The sequence below is a fragment of the Kineococcus rhizosphaerae genome (assembly GCF_003002055.1).
Taxonomy (GTDB): domain Bacteria; phylum Actinomycetota; class Actinomycetes; order Actinomycetales; family Kineococcaceae; genus Kineococcus; species Kineococcus rhizosphaerae.
Genome location: NZ_PVZF01000016.1, coordinates 122,807 through 132,965, shown reverse-complemented (window position 1 = coordinate 132,965; position 10,159 = coordinate 122,807). Strand labels below are relative to the sequence as shown.

Annotated in this window: 9 protein-coding genes and 1 pseudogene; 6 read left to right on the top strand and 4 right to left on the bottom strand. The window is 73.5% G+C overall.

Annotated elements, in window-relative coordinates; all coding sequences use genetic code 11:
• A pseudogene (locus tag CLV37_RS29090) lies at positions 1-125 on the top strand (type 1 glutamine amidotransferase domain-containing protein); the annotation flags it as partial.
• 109 nt (positions 126-234) lie between these two features.
• Here CLV37_RS29090 and CLV37_RS24260 read toward each other — a convergent pair.
• Complete coding sequence (locus CLV37_RS24260) at positions 235-987, bottom strand: SDR family NAD(P)-dependent oxidoreductase (RefSeq protein ID WP_106215330.1); 753 nt, start codon at positions 985-987, stop codon at positions 235-237.
• Between the two features lie 63 nt (positions 988-1,050).
• On the opposite strand from CLV37_RS24260, the gene CLV37_RS24255 reads away from it, so the two are divergent.
• Complete coding sequence (locus CLV37_RS24255) at positions 1,051-1,467, top strand: winged helix-turn-helix transcriptional regulator (RefSeq protein WP_106215305.1); 417 nt, start codon at positions 1,051-1,053, stop codon at positions 1,465-1,467.
• A 71-nt stretch (positions 1,468-1,538) separates the two neighbouring features.
• Here the strand turns inward: CLV37_RS24255 and CLV37_RS24250 are convergent, their stop codons facing one another.
• Positions 1,539-2,156, bottom strand: coding sequence for a TetR/AcrR family transcriptional regulator (locus tag CLV37_RS24250; protein WP_106215304.1), 618 nt, complete (start codon positions 2,154-2,156; stop codon positions 1,539-1,541).
• 75 nt (positions 2,157-2,231) lie between these two features.
• Here CLV37_RS24250 and CLV37_RS24245 point away from each other — a divergent pair, with 75 nt between their 5' ends.
• Entirely contained in the window at positions 2,232-3,563 is a 1,332-nt protein-coding gene (locus CLV37_RS24245; protein ID WP_106215303.1) for an MFS transporter, read from the top strand.
• Between the two features lie 111 nt (positions 3,564-3,674).
• Here CLV37_RS24245 and CLV37_RS24240 read toward each other — a convergent pair whose 3' ends face one another.
• Positions 3,675-4,523 (bottom strand): nitrilase-related carbon-nitrogen hydrolase, encoded by an 849-nt coding sequence (locus CLV37_RS24240; protein WP_106215302.1) that lies wholly within the window; start codon positions 4,521-4,523, stop codon positions 3,675-3,677.
• Positions 4,520-5,917: an APC family permease gene (locus CLV37_RS24235; protein ID WP_106215301.1), complete on the bottom strand. Its 1,398-nt coding sequence runs from the start codon at positions 5,915-5,917 to the stop codon at positions 4,520-4,522. Before CLV37_RS24235 ends, CLV37_RS24240 begins: the two co-directional genes overlap by 4 nt.
• A gap of 112 nt (positions 5,918-6,029) precedes the next feature.
• Here CLV37_RS24235 and CLV37_RS24230 point away from each other — a divergent pair, with 112 nt between their 5' ends.
• The 3 genes from CLV37_RS24230 to CLV37_RS24220 all read left to right on the top strand — a co-directional run bounded on the left by CLV37_RS24230 (position 6,030) and on the right by CLV37_RS24220 (position 10,093).
• Positions 6,030-7,016 (top strand): LacI family DNA-binding transcriptional regulator, encoded by a 987-nt coding sequence (locus CLV37_RS24230; protein ID WP_170127475.1) that lies wholly within the window; start codon positions 6,030-6,032, stop codon positions 7,014-7,016.
• Between the two features lie 95 nt (positions 7,017-7,111).
• Entirely contained in the window at positions 7,112-8,965 is a 1,854-nt protein-coding gene (locus CLV37_RS24225; RefSeq protein WP_170127474.1) for a beta-L-arabinofuranosidase domain-containing protein, read from the top strand.
• 381 nt (positions 8,966-9,346) lie between these two features.
• The gene (locus CLV37_RS24220) at positions 9,347-10,093 is read left to right on the top strand and encodes a DeoR/GlpR family DNA-binding transcription regulator (protein ID WP_146149567.1); all 747 of its coding nucleotides are present in this window, start codon (positions 9,347-9,349) and stop codon (positions 10,091-10,093) included.
• The last annotated feature ends 66 nt before the right edge of the window (positions 10,094-10,159 follow it).

Here is a 10,159-nt window from a genome sequence, read left to right as displayed (position 1 = left end):
AGGGCGCCGACTGGTCCTCCTACGTCGTGCGCGACGGGCTGCTCATCACCGGCCAGAACCCCGCCTCCTCCTCCGAGGCCGCCGACGTCCTCGTCGCCGCCCTCGGTGAACTCGCCGCCGTCTGAACCACGACCCGACCACCGGCCGGTCACGCTCCTGCGTCCGGGGAGTCGGCCCTCCGGGGCGGCTCCCCGGGCAGAACCCCGACCGGCCGTCGAGCGCGGACCGCTCGGCTCAGCGTTGGCCGCCGCTGGCGAACAGCACCTCCCCGGTGATCCAGCCGGCGGCCTCGGAGGCCAGGAAGGTCACCACGGGGCCGTAGTCGCCCGGTGCGCCCAGGCGGCCCAGCGGGATCTCCGCGATCGCCGCGTCGGCGGCGGGTGAGCCGGGGAAACCCATCGCGCGGGTCCCGTCGGTGTCCGAGGCGCTGGGGGCCACGGCGTTGACCCGGATGCCGCGGGGGGCCAGTTCCCGGGCGACGATGCGGGTCGCGGAGTTCAGGGCGCTCTTGGTGCCCACGTACACGGCGCTGAACGCCGGGTGGGTGGAGGTGCCGGCGGTGGAGACGTTGACGATCGAGGCGCCGGGGCCGAGGTCGTCCTGCGCGGCGAAGGCCTGCATCGTCAGCAGCGGGCCGAGGAAGTTGGTGGCGACATGGTGGTGGACGTCGTCCTCGGTGACCGCGGCCAACGGGGCGAAGGTGGCCACACCGGCGTTGTTGACCAGGACGTCGACGGGGCCGAAGGCGTCGCGGGCGGCGGTGAACAACGCCTGCACGTCCTCGCGGCGCCCGACGTCACCGCGGACGGCGATGGCCGTGCCGCCGGCGGCGGTGATGTCCTGCACGACGCGGCCGGCGCCGGCGGCGTCGGTGCGGTAGTTGACGACCACCGAGGCGCCGGCGGCGGCCAGGGCGGAGGCGAGGTGGGCTCCGATGCCCTTGGCGGCGCCGGTGACGAGGGCGGTCCGGTTCTGCAGTGCGTTCATGCCGCTCACGCTAGAGAACGTGGTAACCATCGGTAAGTAGGCACTTTTCGGTAAGCTGCTGCCGTGACAGTGAGCCAGCCGGTGAGCGACGAGCTGCAGTCGGCCTACCGCCTCCTCGCGGGGGACACCTTCGAGGCGCGCTGCCCCTCACGGCCGATCGCCGACCAGGTCATGACGCGCTGGGGCACGTTGATCGTCGCGGCGCTGATCACCGGCCCGCACCGCTTCTCCGCGCTGCACCAGCGCATCGGCGGCATCAGCCAGAAGATGCTGTCGCAGAACCTCAAGGCGCTGGCCCGCGCCGGCCTGGTCCACCGGCACGTGGAGGCGACCACGCCCCCGCAGGTGACGTACTCCCTGACCGAGCTCGGGCAGAGCATGGCCGAACCGCTGTGCGGTCTGCTGACGTGGTTCGGCGCCCACACCGACGAACTCCTGGCCGCCCAGCAGCGCTACGACGACAACTCCCCGCCGTCGTAGGGCACGCCGGCCGACCCCCACCTCCCCGCCGGCCGCTGCACCCGGTCCGTGGTGCGAGGGGGGTTCGGGGGTCAGGCGCCGATCAGCCGCCGGGTGGTGGTCATGGCGTTGTCCATCGAGGTCAGGTTCCGGTAGACCTTGGCCAGGATGCTGGCGCCCATCCACAGTTCGTACAGGGACCGGGCCACCGTGCCGGCCTCGTCGCCCAGGGTCACCGAACCGTCCTCGGCGCCGGCGTCCAGCGCTTGCTCGAGCCGGTCGACGATGCCGGTGGTGCCGTCCTTGAGGGTGGCCCGCATCGCCTCGGACATGTCCGCGACCTCGGCGCCGAGCTTGACCGCCAGGCAACGTCCCTGGCAGTCGTCCAGGCTCTGGGTCAGTCGCCAGCTGTCGAAGTAGGCCAGGATCCGCTGCGCCCAGTCCAGGTCGGGGCTGGCCAGGATCTGGTCCATGTCGGCCAGGTACTGCTCGTAGTAGTGCTTCAGGACCGCTTCGCCGAAGGCGTCCTTGGAGGAGAAGTAGTGGTAGAAGGAGCCCTTCGGCACCCCGACGCTGACGAGGACCTCGTTGATGCCGACCGCGGAGTAGCCCTTGTGGGCGAAGGTGCGCTGGGCGGCTTCGAGCAGGGTCGTGCGGGTGTCGGTGCGGGTGTCGGTGCGACCGTCCGGGTCGGCGAGGCAAGTGGCCATGACGCCGATCGTAGCAGTCGGTAGACCGGTCGTCTCGAACTAGACGACCGGTCTATTGGCGGCTACGTTGTCGACATGCCCCCGACGAGCTCGCCCAGCGGTTCAGCGCCCCTCGCACGAGCCGGCCACCGCGCCGCACCCCGCCTCCTGCCCCGCGCGCAGCCCTCCGCCCGCCGGTGGTTGCGCCCCGCAGCCGCCACCCTCGCCGTGGCGTGGGGCGCGAACATGTTCGCCGCCATCCTGCAGACCTACCGCGGCGCGCTGAGCCCGGTGCAGGTGACCGGGCTGTTCGGCGCGTACGCCCTCGGGCTCATCCCGGCCGTGCTGGTCATGGCCCGCGTGGCCGACCGGCTGGGCCGCCGCGTGGTCCTGATCGCCGCGCTGCTCCTGTCGGTGCTGGGCACCGCGGTCCTGGCGGTGGCCGCGGACCGCTTCGGCCTGCTGCTGGTGGGGCGGGTGGTCGTCGGCCTCAGCGCGGGGGCTGCCTTCGCCCCGGCCACCGCGTGGATCAAGGAGCTGACGCAGGCCGCCGAGGACGAGGGCCGGGCCGGCGCCGGCAGCCGCCCGGGTCGCGGGGCGCTGCGAGCCAGCACTGCCCTGACCGCCGGGTTCGCCGTGGGGCCGCTGGTCTCCGGCGCGATCGTGCAGGCGTCCCCGTCCCTGCGTCCCGCCGCCTACGCGCTGCAGGTGGTGCTGGTCCTGATCGCGCTGCCGCTGGTCTGGACGACGTCGGAGACCACCCGGCGGACCGGGACCCCGACGGCTGCCGTCCGGCTCCCGCGCGCGCGCAACGGCCGGGCCGGCGGTGCGGCGGCCCCCTCGACGCTGCGCCGGACGCTGCGCCGACGCGTCTTCCTCGCCGGTGTCCTGCCGACCGCGCCGTGGGTCTTCGGCGCCGCGACCACGGCCCTGGGGGCGTTGCCCGTCCTGGTCCCCCTGGGCCGCTTCGGTCCGCTGGGCAGCGGTGTGGTGGCCGCCGTGACCCTGGGCACCGGCATCCTCGTCCAGCCGGTCGCCCAGCGCCTGGTCCGCCGCGGACCGACCGTGCCGCTGCAGGTCGGCACGGCCGCGGTGGTCCTCGGGATGCTCACCGCCGCCCTGACGGTCGCCACCGCCTCACGCCCGCTGCTCCTGCTCAGCGCGGTGGTGCTGGGCAGTGCCTACGGGTTGCTGCTCACCGGTGGCCTCGGCGTCGTGCACTCCATCGCCGCGCCGCAGGACGCGGCCACGGTCACCGGCGTCTTCTACGCCCTGACCTACCTCGGTTTCGCCGCCCCCGTCCTGGTCCCCGCCCTGAGCCGGCTGTGGTCGGCCCCGCTCGTCCTGGTCGCCGCAGCGGTGTTCGCCCTGCTGTCCCTGGCCGCGACGGTGTTCGCGCGACCCACCCGTCTCAGCCACCGTGCCTGAACCCCGCTCGTCGTGAGACCGCGTCCACTCGTCGCCGAGGTGTTCCCCTCCGCAACCGTCGTCCGGGTTCCCCGCGGCGCAGCCGTCCCGCTCACGGCACGAGCGGGGAACTCACCCCACGAGCGGGCCGTACAACTCCGGCCGGCGGTCGGCGTGCACGTGGTTGCGGGCCGAGCCCCGCTTGTCCCGGGCCTGGCCCAACCGGCAGTTCGCGACGACGACCTGCTCGGACCCGTCGGCGGTCGCCTCGGCCAGCGGGTAGCCGTCGGGACCGACGACGGCCGACCCGGCCACCCACTCCACGCCGCGTTCGGGGCCGGTGCGGTCGCAGGCGGCGACGAACATCCGGTTGGCGGCGGCGCCGGCCTGGACCTGCACGACCTCAACGGGTCGTTCGCCGCCCCCGCGCCGGGGGCCGGGCCAGTTCGTCGGGGCGCACACGAGGTCGGCGCCGGCCAGGCCGACCAGGCGCATCCACTCGGGGAACTCCAGGTCGTAGCAGATCACCAGGGCCAGCCGGCCGAGGTCGGTCTCGACGACCTGCGGCGGCTGGTCGCCGGGGACGAAGAACTCGCTCTCGCGGTCCCACAGGTGCACCTTGCGGTAGACGGTCCGCAACCCGGTGGGGTCGACGAGGACGGCGCTGTTGCGCAGGGTCCCGTCGTCCGCGCGTTCGGCCAGACCGGCCGCCACCACCAGCCCGTGACGGCGCGCGACCCCGGTCAGGGCCGTCGTGGTGGGGCCGTCCAGGGGTTCGGCCAACGACCGGGCCTCGGCGGGGGAGTCGAACACGTACCCGCTGCGCAGGAGTTCGGGCAGGACGACGACGCGGGCACCGCGGGCCGCGGCCCGTTCCACCGCGGCCAGGCCCCGGGCCAGGTTCTCCTCGGGGTGGCCGACGGCGAGCGCCACCTGGCACACCGCGACGGTGGTCGCCGCGTCGACGGCGGGGGCGGTCACCGGGTGGTCCCCGCCGGCGTCGTCGCCGGTGCGGGCGAGGTGTCGGCCTCGTCGAGGGCGAGTTCGGGGACGGGGCGGCGGAACATCCGCGTCAGGCCCAGCAGGTAGACGAGACCGACGGCCAGCCAGGTCAGGCCGACGACGAACGTGGTGCGGGACAGGCTGGTCCACAACCACAGGGTCAGCACCACACCCACCCCGGGCAGGACGGCGAACAGGACGACGTCGCGGGCCGAGCGGCGGTGCTGGTCGACGACGTAGTGCTTGATCACCGAGAGGTTCACGAACGAGAACGCCACCAGCGCGCCGAAGCTCACCATGGCGGCGGCCAGGTCCAGGCCGATGAGCAGAGCGGAGCAGGACAGCACGCCGACGACGACGACCGCCACGACGGGGGTGTGCCACCGGGCGTGCAGGACCCCGAAGAACCGCCGGGGCAGGACCCGGTCACGGCCCATCGCGTACAGGATGCGCGAGACGCTGGCCTGCGAGGCCATCGCGGAGGCGAAGCACCCGGCCACGTAGGCGGCGGTGAAGAACACCTGCAGGAACTTCCCGCCGGCGGCGGCCATGACGTCCAGGGAGGCGGAGTCGACGTCGGCGAAGGTGTGGCCCGGCAGGACGAGGTGGCTGATCCAGGCGATGACGATGAACAGGACGCCGCCGATGAGGGCGGACAGCACGATCGCGCGGGGGATGGTGCGTCGCGGGTCCCTGGCCTCCTCGGCCAGGGTGGAGACGGCGTCGAAACCCAGGAACGACAGGCACAGGATCGCCGACCCGGCCAGCACGGCGGGCAGGTGCGTGCCCTCGCTCCAGAACGGCGCCGTCAGCGACGGGGTCCCCGTCCGGCCGAGCGCCCGCACGGCCGCCAGCACGAACACGACCAGGAACACGCCCTGGACGGCCAGCAGCACGACGTTCAGCCGCGAGACGGTGTCGATGCCCAGGACGTTCAGCACCGTCACGACCGCGATGGCCAGCAGCACCCACGCCGCGGCCGGGACCGCGGGCACCGCCTCGTGCAGGTAGATCCCGATGACCAGGTAGTTGATCATCGGCAGGAACACGTAGTCCAGCAGCAGGGCCCAGCCGACGAGGAAACCCGTCCGGGCGCCGAACGCGGTGCGGGTGTAGGCGTAGGCCGATCCGGCGGAGGGGCGGGCCCGGACCATGCGCCCGTAGCTGTAGGCGGTGAACAGCATCGCGGCGGTCGTGACGACGTAGGCCAGGGGCAGGTGCCCGGCGGTGAGGTCGGTGACGATGCCGTAGGTCGTGAAGACGGTCAGCGGGACCATGTAGGCCAGGCCGAAGACCACCAGGGACGGCACGCCGAGGACCCGGCGCAGGTGCACGGGCGGGGCGGCGGACGCGGGGACGGGCGGTTCGCTCATGGTCTCTCCCTCTCGATGGGGACGCCGACCGCGGCGTCGGGCGCAGCACCGAGGAAAGCACTGCAGGAACGATCCTGCAAGGGGTTCGGCACACTCGGGGTACGGTGCGCTCGTGCCCACGCTCCGCGACGTCGCCCGCGCCGCGGCCGTGTCCACCACCACCGCCTCCGACGCGCTGTCCGGCCGCGGGCGGCTGCCCGAGGCCACCCGCCGGCGCGTCGCGGCCGTCGCGGCCGAGCTCGGGTACACCCCGAACCTCACCGCGCGGAACCTGCGCCGCGGGCGCACGGGAGCCGTCGGGCTGCTCACCCCGCAGCACACCGCCGGCCTGGCCTACTACATGGAGCTGGCCGTGGGGGCGGTCGAGGCCGCGCACGCCCAGGGCGTGGCCCTGACCCTGCTCCCCGCCGTCGAAGCGCCGGGCAACGGGCTGCACGTCGACGGGGTCATCGTCGCCGACCCCGCCCTGGACGACCCCGTCGTCCGGTCCCTGGCCCGCGCCGGGCTGCCGGTCGTCACGTGCGAACGCGACCCCACGCCGGGCGCGGCCCACACCGGCCGGGTCGAGAGCGACCACGTCGCCGTGGTCACCGAACTGCTGGACCACCTCGCGGCGGCCGGGGCCCGGCGGCTCGCGGTGCTCCTGCCCGGTCCGGAGACCGCCTACGGCCAGGACGCCCAGCTGGCCCACCAGCGGTGGTGCGCGCAGCGGTCGGTGCCCGCGCTGGCGGTCGAGGTCGGCCTGACCGCCCGGCCCGACCGCGTCCGGCAGGCCGTCACCGAACTCCTCGACGCCCCCGAACCCCCCGACGCCCTGCTCGCCGTGCCCGACGGCAGCGCGGTCACCGCGCTGCAGACCGTGCGTGCGCGCGGGGTGCGGGTTCCCGAGGACCTCCTGTTCGCCGCCTACGCCGGCGGACCCGCGATCGAGGCCCTCGACGTCACGGCCGTCGACCTGGCTCCCCGGCAGATGGGGCAGCAGCTGGTGCGGCTGCTGCTGGACGTCCTCGCGGACCGGCGCCCGGCGGGCACCTGCGAGGACCTGCCCCTGCGCGTCGTCCAGCGCGCCAGCACGACGCGCCCGCCGCGGAACCCCTGACCGGCCCGCGGCGGGTTCACAGCCACGGTTCATCGACATGTCCTCCGAGTCGTCGCGGAGCACCTCGCCCGCCGGTGTCGAGGAGGACCCGTCCCGTGCGTCATCGTGCTCTCCCCCCGGGGGACGTCCGGCTCGAACGCGGCGTCTTCGACGACCGCAGGGAGCTGAACCGCCGCTACCTCGGCAGTCTCACGGTGGAGAACCTGCTGCAGAACCACTTCGTCGAGGCGGGGATCGGTGACCAGAGCTGGCACCTGCGGATCGGTGAGGGCCCGGGTCCCCACGACGGTCGGGACAGGCACTGGGGCTGGGAGACGCCCGGAGGGCAGCTCCGGGGCCACTTCATGGGGCACTGGCTGTCCGGCGCGGCCCGCGAGGTCGCCGTCACCGGGGACGCCGCGCTCGCCGCGACGCTGCAGTCGGTGCTCGCGGGGCTCGAACGCTGCCAGCGGGAGAACGGCGGGCAGTGGATCTGGGCGATCCCGCCGCGCTTCCTCGACCGGCTCGCGGCGGGACTCGAGATCTGGGCGCCGCAGTACACGATGCACAAGGTGCTCATGGGCCTGGTCGACGTGCACACCGACCTGGGCGACGAGCGGGCGTTGCGCCTGGCGCTGGCCGCCTCCGAGTGGATCGACGACTGGTCGAGCCGGTTCGCCACCGACCACTTCCAGCGGATGCTCGACGTGGAGACCGGCGGGATGCTCGAGGTCTGGGCGGACCTGCTCGCGATCACCGGTGACGAGCGCTACGCGCGCCTGCTGCAGCGCTACCGCCGGGCGGAGTTCTTCGACGCCCTGGTCGCCGGTCGGGACGTGCTGACCAACGCGCACGCCAACACGACGATCCCCGAGGTCCTGGGCGCGGCGCGGGCGTGGGAGGTGACGGGCGACCCGGTCTGGCGGCAGGCCGTCGAGGCCTACTGGAAGAGCGCGGTCACCGACCGGGGCACCTTCTGCACCGGGGGTCAGACGTCCGGGGAGATCTGGACGCCGCCGTTCGAGTTCGCCGCGCGCCGGGGCGCGAAGACGCAGGAGCACTGCACGGTCCACAATATGATCCCGTTGGCGGACGTGATGTTCCGGTGGACCGGCGAGATCGAACACCTGGAGTACGTGGAGCGAAACCTCCACAACGGCATCCTCGCCCAGCAGCACCCGACGACCGGGATGGTCGCCTACTTCCTCCCGCTCGCAGGCGGGGCCCGCAAGCACTGGGGAACTCCCACCGACGACTTCTGGTGCTGCCGCGGAACCCTGGTGCAGGCCCACACCCGGCACTCGAGCCTGGCCTTCTACAGCGCCGAGGACGGGGCGCTCGTCGTCGCCCAGTTCATCCCCGCCACCGCGGAGCTGACGCTCGACGGGAACCCGGTGACGGTGACCACGGCCCTGGGCGCCACCGCCGCTCGGGTCAGGCCCGACGCCAACGCGGGACCGGTGGGCAGTCGCCACCGGCCGCGGCACTGGGCGGCGTCGGTCACGATCACGTCCCCGCAGCCGGTGACGGTGCGCGTCCGCGTCCCGGCGTGGGTCGACGGCCCCGCCACGGTCGAGGTGGCAGGGTCCCGCACCCAGCACGGTCCAGGGTTCGTCGACGTCCACCACCAGGGCGGGACCACCGTCGTCGGGCTCACCCTGCCGACCGCGCTGCGCACCGAGTCGATCCCCGACGAACCCGGGACCGTCGCCTTCCTCGACGGACCCGTCGTGCTGGCCGGCCTGGTCGACCACGAGCGGACGCTCGTGGGGGACCCCGCCCACCCCGAACGCCTGCTCGTCCCCGACGACGAGCGCCAGTGGGCGCAGTGGCTGCCCGGGTACCGCACGCTGGGACAGCGGCGCGCCCTGCGGTTCGTGCCGCTGCACGACGTCCGCGACGAGCCGTACTCGGTCTACTTCCCCCTCGAACCCGACGAGTCCGTCGCGCAGGACCCGGCGTCGCGCTGACCCTGCCGGGACGGTGCCGGGGCGTCGCGTCAGCAACCTCGGTGGTCAGTGCGGCTGGGCCATGAGGACGGGTCGATCTCACCGCAAGCTCAGGTGGACCCGCCTCCCTGACGTCTGCGGCGAAACGCCCGCCGTCCCAGCCGACGCGTTGACCGTGCTGGCGCCTGCTGGGCGCCGTGGTGCTTCACCGACGTCGGGGGGTGCGGCACAGGAGGACCATCGGCCCGCAGCGGGCCGTCGGTGGCGGTACGGCCCCGGTGCGTCGATGGCAGGGCCCATCGATGACCCGTCGATGACGAGTCGCGTCGGGCCACCGACATCGGTGCCACCCGCTTGAATGGTCCGGTGGCAACACTGACGCAGGGACAGCGACGAGCCGCGGTGCTGGACATCCTCCGCTCACGAGAGTCCGCGACCGTTGCGGAGCTCGCGACGCAGCTGTCGATCACGGAGATGACCATCCGGCGGGATCTGGAGGCTCTCGAAGTCCAGGGACTGCTCAAGCGCTTCCACGGGGGCGCACGCCTTGCCGCAGGCAGCAGCTACGAACCGCCGCTGGTGGTGCGGATGAGCACCAGGACCGCGCAGAAGCGCGCCATCGCCGCCGCGGTGGCCGACCTGGTCGAAGACGGCAGCACTGTGCTGCTGGACGGCGGGTCGACCGGTATCGCCGTCGCGCAGGCACTGGTGGGACGGGACCTGATGGTGTGTGCGCTCTCGCTGCGGGTGGCGTGGGTCTTCGAGGACTCGAGCACCGTCCACCTGCTGCAACCGCCGGGGACGCTGCGCCGCGGTGAGCTCAGTGTCAGCGGTGCTGAGACCGTGGCCCACCTGCAGCGCCACCACTTCGACACCTACGTCCTGACTGCCAGCGCTTTCTCCCGCAAGGGCGGCTTCACCGAGTGGAACGTCGAGGACGCGGCGGTGAAGCGGGCGGCTCTGGAGAGTGCGGCGGTGACGGTGGCGGCGGTGGACTCGGCGAAGTTCGATCGGACCGCCTTCGTCGGTGTGTGCTCGATGGACGCCCCGCAGGTGGTGGTGAGCGATGACGGTCTGAGCGGGGCCGCGCGCGCGTCGGCCGAAGCGGTGGTGCAGCGACTGGTCCTGGCTCCGGTCCTCGACGACTGAGCTGTGCATCGGTGCTGCCGATCGGTGCTGCCCGTCGGTGCCGGTCGCGCAGGAGTGACCGAACTA